At 36.1% G+C, this 15,312-nt stretch carries 11 protein-coding genes and 4 pseudogenes; 5 read left to right on the plus strand and 10 right to left on the minus strand.

All coding sequences use genetic code 11. The features are described 5' to 3' along the window. Positions 1 to 300: 300 nt before the first annotated feature. Positions 301 to 609: pseudogene (locus tag H7F26_RS20105) on the plus strand (sigma-70 family RNA polymerase sigma factor); the annotation flags it as partial. Positions 610 to 1,061: 452 nt separating this feature from the next. After that, positions 1,062 to 2,912 carry a DUF4365 domain-containing protein gene (locus tag H7F26_RS20110; RefSeq protein WP_017474337.1) on the plus strand — a complete coding sequence of 617 codons (1,851 nt, stop codon included), beginning with the start codon at positions 1,062 to 1,064 and terminating at the stop codon, positions 2,910 to 2,912. A gap of 195 nt (positions 2,913 to 3,107) precedes the next feature. Here the strand turns inward: H7F26_RS20110 and H7F26_RS20115 are convergent, their stop codons facing one another. Both H7F26_RS20115 and H7F26_RS20120 read right to left on the minus strand, forming a co-directional pair. Then, entirely contained in the window at positions 3,108 to 3,791 is a 684-nt protein-coding gene (locus tag H7F26_RS20115; RefSeq protein ID WP_126043048.1) for a hypothetical protein, read from the minus strand. Between the two features lie 172 nt (positions 3,792 to 3,963). Further along, positions 3,964 to 6,474: a DEAD/DEAH box helicase gene (locus H7F26_RS20120; protein ID WP_061565978.1), complete on the minus strand. Its 2,511-nt coding sequence runs from the start codon at positions 6,472 to 6,474 to the stop codon at positions 3,964 to 3,966. 354 nt (positions 6,475 to 6,828) lie between these two features. On the opposite strand from H7F26_RS20120, the pseudogene H7F26_RS20125 reads away from it, so the two are divergent. Then, a pseudogene (locus H7F26_RS20125) lies at positions 6,829 to 7,137 on the plus strand (sigma-70 family RNA polymerase sigma factor); the annotation flags it as partial. A 378-nt stretch (positions 7,138 to 7,515) separates the two neighbouring features. Here H7F26_RS20125 and H7F26_RS20130 read toward each other — a convergent pair. Then, positions 7,516 to 8,082 (minus strand): BclA C-terminal domain-containing protein, encoded by a 567-nt coding sequence (locus H7F26_RS20130; RefSeq protein WP_111304961.1) that lies wholly within the window; start codon positions 8,080 to 8,082, stop codon positions 7,516 to 7,518. Positions 8,083 to 8,417: 335 nt separating this feature from the next. On the opposite strand from H7F26_RS20130, the pseudogene H7F26_RS22105 reads away from it, so the two are divergent. Then, a pseudogene (locus tag H7F26_RS22105) lies at positions 8,418 to 8,666 on the plus strand (hypothetical protein); the annotation flags it as partial. 145 nt (positions 8,667 to 8,811) lie between these two features. Here H7F26_RS22105 and H7F26_RS20135 read toward each other — a convergent pair. The 4 genes from H7F26_RS20135 to H7F26_RS20150 form a co-directional block, all read right to left on the minus strand. Next, on the minus strand, positions 8,812 to 9,492 hold the full coding sequence (locus tag H7F26_RS20135) for an ABC transporter ATP-binding protein (protein ID WP_017474341.1): 681 nt from the start codon (positions 9,490 to 9,492) through the stop codon (positions 8,812 to 8,814). Continuing rightward, entirely contained in the window at positions 9,489 to 10,592 is a 1,104-nt protein-coding gene (locus H7F26_RS20140; RefSeq protein ID WP_017474342.1) for an ABC transporter permease, read from the minus strand. Before H7F26_RS20140 ends, H7F26_RS20135 begins: the two co-directional genes overlap by 4 nt. Positions 10,593 to 10,694: 102 nt before the next feature. Beyond that, positions 10,695 to 12,074: a sensor histidine kinase gene (locus tag H7F26_RS20145; protein ID WP_017474343.1), complete on the minus strand. Its 1,380-nt coding sequence runs from the start codon at positions 12,072 to 12,074 to the stop codon at positions 10,695 to 10,697. After that, positions 12,071 to 12,745, minus strand: coding sequence for a response regulator transcription factor (locus H7F26_RS20150; RefSeq protein WP_017474344.1), 675 nt, complete (start codon positions 12,743 to 12,745; stop codon positions 12,071 to 12,073). The genes H7F26_RS20145 and H7F26_RS20150 overlap by 4 nt, the downstream gene beginning before the upstream one ends. A 498-nt stretch (positions 12,746 to 13,243) precedes the next feature. On the opposite strand from H7F26_RS20150, the pseudogene H7F26_RS20155 reads away from it, so the two are divergent. Next, positions 13,244 to 13,566, plus strand: a pseudogene (locus H7F26_RS20155) (sigma factor-like helix-turn-helix DNA-binding protein); the annotation flags it as partial. A 496-nt stretch (positions 13,567 to 14,062) separates the two neighbouring features. On the opposite strand, the gene H7F26_RS20160 reads toward H7F26_RS20155, so the two are convergent. From H7F26_RS20160 to H7F26_RS22310, 3 genes are all read right to left on the minus strand, one after another. Further along, positions 14,063 to 14,287 carry a CotD family spore coat protein gene (locus H7F26_RS20160; RefSeq protein WP_017474346.1) on the minus strand — a complete coding sequence of 75 codons (225 nt, stop codon included), beginning with the start codon at positions 14,285 to 14,287 and terminating at the stop codon, positions 14,063 to 14,065. Positions 14,288 to 14,807: 520 nt separating this feature from the next. Then, on the minus strand, positions 14,808 to 14,939 hold the full coding sequence (locus tag H7F26_RS22110; protein ID WP_017474348.1) for a hypothetical protein: 132 nt from the start codon (positions 14,937 to 14,939) through the stop codon (positions 14,808 to 14,810). 87 nt (positions 14,940 to 15,026) lie between these two features. Beyond that, entirely contained in the window at positions 15,027 to 15,119 is a 93-nt protein-coding gene (locus tag H7F26_RS22310) for a hypothetical protein (protein ID WP_219619955.1), read from the minus strand. Positions 15,120 to 15,312 lie beyond the last annotated feature (193 nt).

Consider the following 15,312-nt stretch of genomic DNA (forward strand, 5'->3'; position numbering starts at 1 on the left):
ATACACAATTTTCCTTTCTAGCTTTAATCTAAATCGTGCGGTTCAGGCGTTTGTATAAGAAACTTCGTGTAGAAGTGCTGACGAGCCGTACCGTTCTCTGAAACCGTCCATAACGTACCCAAGTATTCACTTTTTTCTTGATCAGGGCGAAATAGATCGAGCTTGATTAAATCGTCTCCCGAATATTGGAAAGAGAAACTGAAATTTCTTTGTTTTCACATCTCGGCATGCCCAAAAACTTACGTTAAACTTAAAGATTCTTTATTACTTTAATACAACAAAAACGGATAACCTGTGAGTGGCATTGAAATTTCTCTCCTCGATGTCTTGAAAGCAGAAAACGAAGACGTCATCGACACCATCCAGCTCAATATGGAGCTTGAAAAAGTCAAAAAATACATCGATATCCTCGACGGCAGAGAAAAAGAAGTCATCGTCGGCCGCTTCGGCCTTGATTTGAAAAAGGAAAAAACGCAGCGTGAAATCGCGAAAGAGCTCGGGATTTCGCGGAGCTATGTGTCGCGGATTGAGAAACGTGCGCTGATGAAGATGTTTCATGAGTTTTACCGGGCGGAGAAGGAGAAGCGGAAGAAGGCGAAGGGGAAGTGATGTCGTAGAGGCCGGTCTAAAATTCCGGCTTCTATTTCTTTCACTAGGCACGCAATAGCGGGAGATTATTACTAATAAAAACCTATTATTTCAAGCATTTCAAGTCACTCACTACGTCCATTTACAATGGTTTATATTCATTTTGGGCACAAAATGCGCACTGTTTTCGTCTTCAAGGTGAGTTGGCGTTAGTTATTTAACTCAACACTATTAATAGAATTCAGTTAAACTCCATATTCATACTCTCTTCTCTCTTTATTTTTTGTCTCACTTCATATTTCTTTCAGTTATATCATCATATCAATACTTTCACATCCTGAAACAAAAAATTCCAAAGAAATTGTAATCCTTGGTATTATTAATATGAGAGTCTTAAACTATCACAGGCATAAGCCCACAATAAAGGTTATCGTTTATGGACTTCTAATTAATAATATTAAGGAGATACTTTAATGATAAAAAAGCGTAATGAAAAAAATCATGACAAAATTGATACAACAATTATTGAACATTTGGCTTGCTTAGAAATCAACAATTTAACACTTCAACCACCATTCCACTTGGTTAGTAACATTACTTGGAATGATAAGGGGATCTCTTTTGATGGTGAGATTCTTGTTTATAACAATAAAAACCTAGTCAAATCAAATGTTGTTGGTGAAGTTCGAGTACAAGTTAAAGGAACTACGACATTTAAAAAAATTCACAAAAGAGACAAAATAAAACACCCTGTAAAGAAAGAAGACATAGAAGTTTATTATAAATTTGGTGTGGGCGTATTTTACTTTGTTGTAACAATAAATCCAACTACACTAAAAAGGCAAGCATATTATCGAATGTTGGCTCCATTCGATTTAAAAATGCTCTTAGTAGAACTTGATAAAAACGGAAAAAAGTCTATTACCCTAGACTTCAAAAAGTTAGATAAGGGCGCTTTAGAACCTCTGTGTAATAGATTTATAAATATCGTAAAAAAACAGCCCCAACAATATATTGAGGTTAGTGAGCAAATGAATTTCACAAGTTATAAAGTGGACATCTCCGATATAAACAATGACTATTCTGATTTATTTGAAAGGACTGCCTATGTTTATGGGTTCACAGCAGACAATATAGGGATACCTATAGACGTAGCCCAATTAACCAAAATACAAAGTGTTAAAACAGAGAGTATACGATTAAATGATGAGGAAGTTAATATTACCTACGAAATAATTGAGACGGAAGATTATCACAAAGTTGTCATAGAAGACACTTTGAGTATTGAATTGCAAAAAGAAAAAATAGCCGGGTCTTTTAAATTAGGTAAATTGAAAACACTAGGTTCATATATGAAGTGTTTGCAAATAATAAACTATTTCATGGTACACGATAAACTCCCATTTCAGTCTTTCCAGTTACAGTTGAGGTTAGACAATAAAAAGAAGTTAGAGACTATTGAAGAAGACATTAAGTCGCACAAAGAGTTAATAGACGTTTGCAGTCAAATTGGAATAAACGAAAATTATGTATTTAATAAAGATGAGAATTTATCGTCGTTATTCAATGGCATAATTAAAGTTTTTAAGAAGAAACAATATAAGTTGCTAAACATCAATAATCAAGAAAAACTAGAAAACATGAGGTTATACGCAATTAATCTTTCTGATTACGTAAGAGTAAGATTAGTTTTCACTGGTGATAACTTCATTAACTTTTACAGTAATGAAGTTTTAACAACAATAGGTGGATTATTACCGAAAACAGATCTTCTTAGAGAACATGATCAAGATGATAAGATTCCTGTCAGTTTACCTGATAATTGGGAGGATTATTATCAACGAGTTAGTATTTATTCAGCTCAAAACGTTGAGGAGATGGCGAAAGATGCTAACTTTGATTTTGAAATAGTTAAATTATCTTTCTCTGATAAACACCATGATATCAAAGCTCACTTAACAATTAATACTTCATTAAACTATATAAATTATTATAATAAATTCCATGATGAGAAATATTTAGACCTTGCTCTTGATCTAAATCAACGACACCTCTCGAAATTTTTAACAGAGGACATCCCAAAGGTCAATATTTACCTAATTAAGCTCATAAAGGGTTATAAACTGTCAGAAGAAGAACAAGCTGATATCTTGGATATACAAGATAGAGCTGAGAGTGCTACGGACAAAACATTAAGTTTCGCATGTGAAGTCTTATTAGAAAGTAAAGTGAAGGCTCAGAGAATATTTAATTCCCTTGAGGCTGAAGACAAAGAAAAACTGATGGAGTTTCCAATCTACCATTTTTATGAAAATTTAAGGTAGTATACTATTTTTCTTATAAAAACTTACTTTAAGTAACTGGAGTAAAAAATAAACGAAAGTATAACAAAAAATACCAAGGGGGGAATTAAACCCTTGGTATTCCTATGATGCGGTCGAAAGGACTTGAACCTTCACAGGGTTGCCCCGCTAGTATTAAATATTAGTAAGATTTTTTGCCAATAAACTTCTCAGGGTCTAATCTTTTAAATTGCTAATACAAGCATCAATAACTTCTTCGACTAAACGATTTCTTTTTTTATTTGTCGTAATACCTCTTATCATTTTAAATAAGAAACCACATAGATAAAATATAGCAGCCAAAATATTAAATAATGTCAAAAATGTTGGATTCACGTCTTGAAACTCTATGGGTTTAAAGAGCATTAATGAGTCAAAGTTATTTAACGCGTAAATGATAACAGGACCACAAAAAATTGCAAAAGCTGCCTTTAAAAACGTTTCGCCCTGACTTTCTGCATAAAGAGTCCTAAAGTACGCTTTTAATAGCCTCAATTTTTTCACATCAAAATTAGCATAAACTAACAATCTTCTTGATAATGTATCTAAATTTGTTAACGTATTATTAACTGGAATTTTTGATAGATCAGAAATAAGGTCCTCATCTCTTCCGTAAGGTGAATCTAACCATAAATATAAATTATCTCTTTTAGGTTTAATTGGATAATAAAAAAATACATAAATCGGAATTGCAAAAATCACATAACCAATAAGCATTAAAATATGAACAGAGACAGCAAAATCCCCTGCCATCATGAATACTATTAGTAATAATATTAAAGTTAATAACCCTCCTCCCCATAATACAAAAGACCATCTGATTCCCTTTCTTTTTTTAACATCTTGAATTCTCCTTAACAATTTGGTTTATCTGATATTTATTGACCTCATTTTCTTAGAACAAAATGATTATTCAGCTTTTAACAACACATTCAGTAAAAAATGCTTAAAAATTGGAATATGCGCCTTTAGACACTGATATACTACCAAAATAATAAGCAAATTAACTAGCAAAATTTCAATGTGAAATCACTCAAGCTTGAATATCAAAAGGTATCAAATAGTTTTTTGCAATATGATCAGAACGAAGATTTGAAATTTCTAACAGTCGATTGCATTCTGCCTCTAGCATTTCAGTATTAAGCTGTGATTCGCAAAGTGAAGATAAAAATGTACGGGCATCTGCAACCAAAGACATAAGCTTTTCATATGTAAGTGCATGTGAGGCTCCTGCTACAGCAGAACGGGTAGCCTGATTCTTTGGATGCACACTGACTCTTACACACTTGTATTCTGGATATTCTTTTGCAAACCACTCAGCAGCTACCAGAAGTTGCCCGTGTTGTTCCTTTGTCAATGCATTTTTTTCTTTTTTTCTGCTCTTTGCTTCAATAACAAATCCAACTCGTTCTGGCAATAGCCAAAGTACATCTGGGCCTTCACCGTCAACATCATGACGCTCAGAGCTAAGTCCTATCATGGAAGCCAAATCGCAAAGAGCTTGTTCAAATCGATTAGCTGTTGCATCTTGATGCAAATTCGCTACAACTTCCTCGAATGACTTTAAATACCCTTGACGCTGTCGATAGCCCCCTATTTTCTGAGCAATTGCTCTTGCTTGCGATGTTGGTACTGATAAAGGCCGATATGGTGTAAGACTTCTTGGCCTAATTAAGTTTCTATTACTGGCAAAGGCTTGACGCTGTAAGTCTAAAGCTCTTTCCTTGTTACCCCATCTATCTGCTATACGAGCCGCTAATTGTTGAAACCATCCACGCATTTGTATATCATGAGCTTGTTTATCGTCATCTACTACTTGTTCAAGTTTAGCAATTGCTTTTTCATGATAACCGTCATTCCAAAGATTTACTGCTTTCCTTTCCACTTTAGCTTGAGTAAGGTAAAAATCATTAGATGCATCTTCATCGACCAGCTCAGCAAGAGTTTCAGCATGATATTCAGTCCATTCTTTATCTCGGTCAATACTTCTTTGAATAGTTTCTACTAAGTCTCTCGCACTCTCTATTTCCTTACTTACTTCTATACCTATATCTAATTGAGCTCTGGTTGCACTAGTAAGAAATTGAAAGTTTGCATCCTTTGCAACCCAAGATGAAATATCACTTCCCACTAATAAAATTACACAATGATCCCCTGCTCCACGAGCTCCTCTGCCTATTCCTTGCTCAATTCTTTGAGCTAACACGCGAGTGATAGTTGTCCCCCCATAAAAGGCACTTGCTTTGAAAAGCTCGTAATTAGAAGTTCCTGATGGTAAACCATTCATAAGTAGTATTCGACAAGAGTCACCAGGCAAATCAATTCCGTCGTACCGATTGGCGAAGACAACAGGACCTCTAATCTTTTCCTCTTGCAATTGTGTAACCAATCTTTCGACTTCTTTTGACCCCTTTGCGACAGTTGCCACTTTGGACCAAACCTTTGCCGCTTCATCCGATGAAACAAGAACAACCGACCCAACTTCTTTTTTATCAGCTGCCCATTTAATAATTCCTTCACTATGCTCCTGTTGGAACTCAAATGACATTAATTCAGGTATAAGAATCATTCGCTCACTTACACCTGCCAAGGATCGAGATTGAAGAGCATTTTTAACAGAATCAGGATTTGCATCAAAAGTTCGAATAATTTCACTATCGTCTGCGATAGTTGCTGACATATAAATTTTCCTGGGTGTTTCATAAAAGGTTGGAAATGCATTTACTAAAGGAAGAATGGGTGTGATTGTAAAAGCATCTTTGCTGACAAGTGCGTGACAGAGATGAAGTTGATCTCTTAACAACGGCCATACTAAACCGTACTTATCCGAATCAGACTTTAGTTGCTCTCTAACCACATCTAATTGTTCATGCCAAGCCCAATAGGGTACTTCTAGAATTGAATAATCAGAACCTGAAACTATATCTTCTAATGTCCCAAGTTTATCAATATCCTTAAAAGATTTTCGAAACAGGTCAACTAGCTCTGAATAACGAGTATAATTATCCTTAGTTTCCACATTAAGAGTAAACGAATCACGAACCACTGAAAAAGCAGCATGTGCATCGTCAAGAATAACTGCGGCTATCTTCTGCGGATTTGCTTCACCTCGAAGACCAAATTTACTTTTTCCATTAAATAATGCCTTATATGTCCCGACCATAATAGCTTTCCCATTAACAAAATCGTTGTTAAGAGGCCCACCTTTTACGTATGGTACAGCAGGAATACCTAATTTATCAGCTTTTTCAAGTGTCTGCTTAACCAGTTGTGTAGTGGGGGTTAAATAGAGAACTGGTTCACCAGTTTCATTTTGGGTAGATTGTGCAATAAGTAAGCCCACTAAAGTCTTACCGCCTCCTGTATGTAACTTAAGTACTATATCCCGCTCATTTCTACGGTCAAACCATTTTTGGAGTATTTCAGTTTGACTTGTATACAAATCATTAATTCCTTCTGGTTTGGGTAATCTTCTGAATATCTCAGTTGGTTCAATTGACTTCGGTTTTGTTTTTTTCGATTTGAGTTTTCTGAAATTTACCATGACATCAACCTCTTTTTTAAATTTTTCAATATTATAATTTTACCATAAGAATATTACATACGCTTCCGGATTTTCCATATCAATATCAATATCAATATGAATATAAAGAAAAATCCGAAAATTGTTTTACTAAAATCTAATTTAAACAATACACTTCTTAATTTCAAATTGACCCAAGCCTCCCTTTTGCTCATTCAAAAACAGTATGAGCATGCTGATTTTATAATAATGCGATGTGTACAGCAGTTTTTGATTTTAAATTTTTTTAGAAATGACAGAAAAGCATTAGTGATCTTTTTTAACCTCAAGAAAATTTTAATACTTTAACGCAACAAAAACGGATAACCTGTGAGTGGCAACGAAATTTCTTTAATTGATATCTTGAAATTTGAAAATGAGGATGTCATCGATACCATCCAGCTCAACATGGTGCTTGAAAAAGTAAAAAAATACATCGACATCCTGGACGGCAGAGAAAAAGAAGTCATCGTCGGCCGCTTCGGCCTTGATTTGAAGAAAGAAAAAACGCAGCGCGAAATCGCGAAAGAGCTCGGGATTTCGCGGAGCTATGTATCACGGATTGAGAAACGCGCGCTGATGAAGATGTTTCATGAGTTTTATCGGGCTGAGAAGGAGAAGCTGAAAAAGACGAAGAGGAAGTAAAATCATTTATTGTATACACAAACCAACTCCGCGCCCCCCAAAAATGTAAGGGAGGATGCTTTAAAAGCGTCCTCCACTTCTAACTTTTTTTATCCCTTTTGAAAAATTTACTCCATCAGGTACATTTTTCATATGTTGAGGGGGATACTCTAATCAAGTACCTTATTATTTTTAGAATAACGGGTTAGATTTCTAAAGTTTCATATCGATAAAGTCTTACCTTAAAAATTACATTGTTGTTTGCTGTAGCTACAGTTTAGATTTTCCCACTGACATGTTTCTTTTTTAAAAACAACCCTTTTTTTCTCTGTATTCTCTCACTACTCATCATAGTTCTTTACTTATTGCATTTTTTCGTATTGAATCTTTTACTTAGAATTAGTTTAAACGAATAACGCTTAAGGCAGCACCTGTTGATCCCCCACCTAATAGTATTACAGTAGCCACTAATCCAAATAATTGTAGTGATATGTTATCCCCTGCCTGTAGGTTCGCAATGACGTCATTGTTGTAACTCGAAATAGCCACTGCTGGTGATATAATTGAACCAGATATTGGGCTTCCATTCAAAGTTAACCTTGAACCAGCAAGTAATGAAGCAGTCGTGTTTATTTGATATGAGAGATAATATCGTCCTGTCACTGGAACAGTAAATGTGGTATTGCTTCCATTTGCTATGAATCCATCTAAACTTTGATTATTCGGTAGAGGGATTGGTGAACCACCTAAAACAACTAGTATCGTACTTCCAATTGTATTAGATGCATACATAGAGTTTTCAGTTACACTTGTCCCTGTGGCTCCCGTGGCTCCCGTCGGACCTGTTGGTCCTTGAGGACCGGCTTGACCTCGTCGTCCTCTCTTTCCTGGAATACCAATTGTTTTAACACAACAGCATACATTTATACATCTACCGCAGTATGGGCATCTATTCTCTCTATACATACGTCTTACACCTTAAACAAAAATTTTCTTTTATTCTATGAATAATGCTGTTCAGTTTCTTAAACTCTTTTAAGAATTGTGAAAATCGTGTAGTACCAATATCCTTTTATTGTATCCATTCAATTCTGTTTGTTTTCAACGCTAGTACACTGTTTTTCAGCAAAATAGTCACTACTTCATCTTTTTAATTAAAAGGAAATAAAGAATGAATCTGAACTAGTGAGCTTGCCTAGATTCCTGAGTAAATCCGTGTCACTCCTTATCGATTTAATAAAATAATAACTTCTGGGAGTCAATGTAATATGATAGTCTGAAAACGAAAACGTCATTAACACCAGCCCAACATAGAACTTGAAAAAATTAAAAGAAAAGAAGTCATCGTCGACTGCTTTAGTCTTGATTTGAAGAAAGGAAAAACGCAACGGGAAATCGCGAAGGAGCGGAGCTATGTGTCCCGGATCGAGAAACGCGCGCTGATGAAGGTGTTTAATAAGTTTTATAGGGGGAGATATAGAGAGAACAAAAAGTCAAGGGAATTTCCCCTGACTCTAAACAAAGTGAAAAGATTTCGAAGAACAGATTGATCGTATAAGAACTTTTAACTCATATCAATGACAAATAAGTTGCACGGGAAACCATAAACAAGCATTAAAACCATCCTCTTTATCACATAGGAAGCTTCTGCTTCATTAAGTCTTAAGTGAGCAGGCACGTACTTTTACTATTCTCTTAAGTTAGTTCTAAAAGTTTGCCATCTTCGATATACACCACACGGTCACATAAATCTAACATTCTTTTATCATGAGTAACCATTACAGCGGCCTTTTCTCTGGATTTTACTTCATCTGCTAACATTTTTACAATTTGCCGGCCCCGCTCTGAGTCAAGACTCGCTGTCGGTTCATCCGCAAGAATAATCTCCGGGTCATTCATCCAGGCACGAGCGATTGCAACTCGTTGACGTTCTCCCCCGGATAAACTTTGCGGATAACGATGAATACGATGTTTCAATCCAAGTTTTTCAAGCAGATTAACTGCTCTTTGCTCCGCTTCTTTATGATCATTTCCGGCCAGCTTTGAAATAAGCAACAACTGATCGTGAACTGTTAAATAAGGGATTAAATGAGATGATTGGAATACAAATCCGATTTTTTCCAATCTAATACGATTCAACTTTTTTTCAGTTAACTGGCTTATGTCGTTTTCATCAATCAGAATGCGGCCTGTTGTCGGAGAAAGCAATGCACCGGCAATTGAGAGGAACGTACTTTTACCAGACCCAGAAGGTCCGACCACAGCAACAAATTCCCCGGCTTTCACTTCTAAAGACACTTTATCAAGAACTTTTACAGATGAATCGCCATCTCCGAATACTTTATCGACATGATCAAAAATCAGTTTTTGACTCATTGTGCAGCACTCCCAATCGCTTCAATTGCATCAATTTTTGAAACCTTATATAGAGAAAGTAATGATCCTATCAGAGAAACAAACAGAAATAGACCTGAACAACTTAAAACCAATTGCGGTGTAAGATCAAATGGCATGTTGGTTGGTAATATAGCTGCTACACCATATGTTAATGCAATACTGATCAAGAGACTGATCAATGTTAACAATAAAACTTGTAAAATAATATGAAGCGCTAAATAACCGGTCGTTGCACCAATGGCTTTTAATATTCCAAATTGATTGATTTTCTGTATGGTCATCACATAAAAGAATACGGCTAACACAAAAGCTGCAATAATAAAGAGAAATGCAATCATCATGATAAGTGAGCCTTGCTCTTCAGCATAACCGGGAATACCTTTTAGAGCCTGGCTTTTGTCAATGATATCAACCCCTGTTACATTCTCGCCAATTTGCTCTGCGGTATCTTGACTTGTCTTTAATGCGATTGCATTAAAAAACAATTGTTGATTCGCAGAACGTTGATGAATATCTCCCCACTCTGTGAAGTTGATGTGAATCACAGGTGCGTGGCTGAATGATTCTCCTTTAGTAAACCCCACGATTTTAAACGTTTTACCAGAGAACTGCTCTTTTATATAGTCCCCCAATTTCAATCCATCTTCTTTTAACGAACGATCTGCAATGACTTCATTTTTGGTCTTGTTGTTAATCATACGGCCTTCGACAACATCAGGAGCCAAAAACCCTTTCATATCTACGGCAAAAAATGTTGCATCAACCTTCTTAGAAGACCCGTTCTGAGTAAATGTGGTCATCTGTATGCCTAAAGGCGCAGCCGATTTATTGTTGGTATTGTTTCGAATGTCTTTCAGTTTATCCTCAGACAATATTGAACGGACCAAGCGATTATCCGCTTCTTTTTGAATCACAAGATAGTCCGCATCCATCTTTTGAATTGAAGACGCATTATCAGAAGATAACCCTTTTGCAAGTCCTGAAACAAAAAGAACAAGCCATGCAATAAGCACCATGATGAACCCAATTAGAAAGTAACGCAACTTTGCGTATTTAATTTCTCGTAAAGCAAGAAACACCGTCTATTCCTCCAATCGCGATATCCTTTATTCTTAACAGCTTTATTGCCTTAGATAAAATATAGACGGGGAATATGAACAGCACATGAACGGCAAATTACATTACTCTTTAGGCAAGCAAATATGAAAAATTGTTCCTTTTCCTATTTGGCTTTCAACATAAATTTGCCCGTCGTGCAGCTCAATAATTTTTTTAGTAATAGCAAGCCCTAAACCGCTGCTGGCTTCTTTACGGCCCCTTGCCTTATCCGCTTTATAAAAACGATTGAATATATAAGGCAAATCGTTTTGGGAAATACCAATGCCTGTATCCTTGAATTCTATGTGATATTCATCATCTTTTTGCATCAGCTTGATGGAAATGGAACCGCCGTTTTCAGTAAATTTGATACTATTCACAAGAAGGTTCGTCCAAACTTGATGGAGCAATTGTTCATCCGCATAAATGAAAGCAGCGGGAAGCTCCAATTCCAAAGCTAAGTCTTTTTCACGCCAGCTCCATTCCGTCATAAATAACACTTGTTTAATTTGAGCAGCAACATCAAAGGTGTTTTTACTCAATATTTCCTTCTCTTTATCCAAGGAAGCAAGTGTTAATAATTGCTTACTTAATTGCGACATGCGTCGGCTCTCTTTTTCGATAATGGACAAGTAATGTTGACGCTGGTCTTCAGATAATTTCTTCGATTGCAATGTCTTTGAGAAGCCTTGTATAGAAGCAAGCGGTGATTGAATTTCATGAGAAACGTTAGAAACAAATTCTTGACGCATGGCTTCCAGCTGCTCCAAATTTTTTGCCATGCGCGAAAAATGGTTGGTCAATTCACCGATTTCATCGCGCAATGTTGTGTTTAATTGAATATCGTATTTTCCTTCGGCGATTTGTTTTGTAGCTTGAGTTAACTTAGTGATTGGCTTCACAATGTAACGGGTGCTAACCAAAACTAAAAGAATGCTGATGAAAATGGTGAGAAGAAGGATCAACGCAAAAAAAATCCGTAACTCTCCAAATTGAAGTTCCGTATTAGGACGGAAAAAAAGGGCGTATTGATGACCATTGTCCCTAATTGGAATTCCAATCGTATTGATGAGTACGTTATCAAAAAATCCTGTAATAAAACCTTTTGAAGAAAATTGGGAAATACCGTGATATACATGACCATCTAATACAGATTGAATCACTTTATCGCTTAACTCTTTTTCTCTAAATGACCCGCCAAAAAAAGAACCCCGCCCCTGTTCATCGACTAAATAAATTTGATAACCTAAATCACCGATATTTCTTAAATAGTGATCAAGTCTGACATTTGGACTGCTTTCATAAAATGTCTTTACATCTTCAGCCATACGGGTTAATTTTTTGTCATTGTAAGGTTTAAGGTTGTATTGATAATATGCATTGGAAATGAAAAAAGCGGCCACACTGCTGAACATCATGACAACAATAGTAGTCAACACAATTTTTAAATAGAGTGTCCTCACTTTTTTGCCACCTCCAATTTATAACCGACACCGCGAATCGTTCTAATATTAAAATCATCGGTAGTGGAAAAACGGCTGCGCAGCCGTTTAATATGAACATCTACTGTTCGATCATCTCCATCAAAGTCCGCTCCCCAAATCAACTGGATTAATTCATCCCGTGTAAAAACTCTGTCTGGATAGCTTGCAAGCTGTGACAATAGTTCAAATTCTTTCATCGGCAGCATCAATAATTTATCGTTACAATGCACTTCATAACTTTTCCGGTCTATTACAGTATCATTGAGGCGGATTTTTTCGGAATTCACCATTTTATATCGACGCAGTAATGCTTTTATGCGAAATATTAATTCCGTCGGCTCGAAAGGTTTAGTTAAATAGTCATCCGTTCCGGCAGAAAAGCCTTTTTCCTTATCTGGCAACTGGTCTTTTGCTGTCAGCAAAATAACAGGAAAATCATAATATTTTCTGATTTCTTTACATAGTTGAAATCCATCCTTATTGGGCATCATCACATCGACCACAGCTAAATGAACTTGTTTTCTTGCAAGAATGGATGAAGCTTGTTCACCATCAAAAGCTTCAAAAACAACGTAGCCTTCGACTTGAAGGTAATGACTGAGTAATTCAAGAATATGTTCATCATCATCGACAATAAGTATGTTAATCATTTTGAGACTCCTTTTTATAAGAATTTTTTCTATTCATTAATCACCACCCATGATAACGGGTGGTTTTCTCTGCGGCTGAAAGCCTTTTTTACTGACAAACCCTAAAAGGCTTCTGAATGGTTCGCCTTATGTGCTACTTCTTCTGGCCAGATCACAAAGACCTTCTCCCTTATTTTCGTTTCTTTTTCTTAACCTTTTCACCTGTAGATAGATCGATAGTAATCACAATCCCAAAAATTCCGAAAAAAATTTCATCATATATTTTAAATGACAGATTCATTAATGACAAATTGAGGGCTTTTATGTACTTCCGAAAAAAGTGACCCGTTTACGAAAAATATTAAAGATTCCTGCATTATTTCTTAATCCTTAAGCCTTTATTTAAACAATGTTGAACATTAAGTTACACAATAAGCATTTAAATTGTCAGGTTGTTAAAAGAGATACCTGAACTGAACCAAACCAATTAATTCTTTCCCTCTTTAATAAAGCAAAAACGGAAAACCTCTAGAAGTCAATGAAATCAGTTTTATTGATGTCCTTAAATCGGACAACGAAGACGTTATCGACACCATCCAGCTCAACATGGAGCTTGAAAAAGTAAAAAATACATCGACATTCATGACGGACTGAAGAAGGAAGTCATAGTCGCCCGCTTCGGTCTTGATTTGAAGAAAGAAAAGACGCAGCGGGAGATTGCGAAGGAGCTCGGGATTTCGCGGAGCTATGTATCACGGATTGAAAAGCGCGCGCTGATAAAGATGTTTCATGAGTTTTACCGGGCGGAGAAGGAGAAAAGGAAGAAGGCGAAGGGGAAGTGATTGTAAGAAGCCAAGAGAAGAAAATTCTAGCCTCTGTTTACTGAGAGATAAGATAAGTTTGAATCCTAACTAAACTTTTTTAACATCGTCTTCTTATCCCATAAGATCCATCTTCCAGATCAATCATGTAGGATGCTACTCACCATTGCTATAAATCTGCACTACATTTATATATTTTCATGTTTTTAACTATACATCCCCTTCTTCATTCCCGCCTTTTTTTAAATTGAATGATATTTATATAATCATTCATTTTCGAAAATATTCTTTATTTGATCCACTTTTTTCACACCAAAGAGTTACTCAGTCTACTTAAAAATTGTTTTTGTCGGCGATGATCTTACCAATGAAAATCATTTTTTACCACTTGTACTCTGGCTATTCGTATACACTCGAAGCTCCCGTGATCAGTAGCTATCCAAGTAAAAAAGCACCCTTCATTTGGGTGCTAAATATGAAGATGCACTGTAAACCATACAAACATTGTTAAATCACACTAGTTACAACAAGGTTTACCGCAATGAGTATGAGAGTGTGTAACCGGATTGAAACTAGAATAATTGTGCGGATATTGATGGACATGCTGGAAATGCTGATGATGCACATTAGTTGTATGCTGCGGATGAATATGCGGCACAACTGTTTTTGAAAAAGTATGAGTTTGACAACAATTAGTCGGGTGTACAATTGGCGGCATCACATTTGGTTTGCAATGAAACATGAATAAGCTCCCCTTTCATTCATTAATCATATTATCATTATCAAACTATGATAAACAGTGTATACATGTACCATTACAATCACCCATATTTGTCCGATCGCGTACTATCCATAGCCTAAAATCAAAAAAAGTATCCTCAAAAATCTTTTTTAAGGATACTTAAATTGAAAGGAGAGAATATATATTTATAAATATGTGTAAGATCCATATTTGCCTATTCGAATTCATTCCAAAAAACAAGAAGCATCCTTCAGGATACCTCTTGAAAAAAGGGGTAATTCTCGATGTATTTTATGCAGTAATCACAAAAAATAAACTTGTCTACTCGCTTAATACCATAATACACGGTCTAAACAAAAACAGAGTGCCAACGTTGTGCCAAGATCATTTTGCTGTCATTCCTCTGCTTTGCCTCGCTTCGTCCCATGTCAAATTCATGACTTGATGATCAACAAGGATTAACTCTTTTTAAACCGGAAGTTTGTAGTGGCTGTCTGAAGGCTAAATTTTTCAAAGGCTTCTATTTCAAACCACGTATAACAAGATCAAGCAACTCATTAAACATTTTATCGATTGCAGTATGGGTCCATTCTGAAGAGTAAGCCGGATGATCGATACTTGTTGTTGTCTGAAAAAGTGCCTGTGCTTTCACCCCAGCATCTCCTTATCTAAATTCTTTTGCTTACATCCCTTCTTCCAATATTTATTCTATCTGATTAATCATCAATTCAACTTCTGCTCATATAGCACGCTGTGACTTATGAGACACTAACGCATACACCGCAAACATTTCTGGCTCCTGCACAGCATATTGTCCTTTTATTAAAAACAAAGTACAAAACCAATCCTTTAATCGGTCAGATGCAATTCCCTAATATCAAACCACTTCCTTTAGCGGCTTCGTGATTTTATTAAAAATACAACGTACTGTAACGGCTAGGAGTAGTGCAGAGTCGCGAAGAAAATGGGCGGACCTTGCCCGCCATCACTCATCGAAAAAAGCGATCCACCAAGGATAAGGGAGA

Source organism: Bacillus sp. PAMC28748 (assembly GCF_014250415.1).
GTDB lineage: Bacteria > Bacillota > Bacilli > Bacillales > Bacillaceae > Bacillus > Bacillus licheniformis.

Excerpts from the sequence above, each read along its gene's own strand:
- H7F26_RS20110 (WP_017474337.1), top strand. The coding sequence starts at position 1,062 with ATGATAAAAAAGCGTAATGAAAAAAATCATGACAAAATTGATACAACA.
- H7F26_RS20120 (WP_061565978.1), bottom strand. The coding sequence starts at position 6,474 with ATGGTAAATTTCAGAAAACTCAAATCGAAAAAAACAAAACCGAAGTCA.
- H7F26_RS20130 (WP_111304961.1), bottom strand. The coding sequence starts at position 8,082 with ATGTATAGAGAGAATAGATGCCCATACTGCGGTAGATGTATAAATGTA.
- H7F26_RS20135 (WP_017474341.1), bottom strand. The coding sequence starts at position 9,492 with ATGAGTCAAAAACTGATTTTTGATCATGTCGATAAAGTATTCGGAGAT.
- H7F26_RS20150 (WP_017474344.1), bottom strand. The coding sequence starts at position 12,745 with ATGATTAACATACTTATTGTCGATGATGATGAACATATTCTTGAATTA.
- H7F26_RS20160 (WP_017474346.1), bottom strand. The coding sequence starts at position 14,287 with ATGTTTCATTGCAAACCAAATGTGATGCCGCCAATTGTACACCCGACT.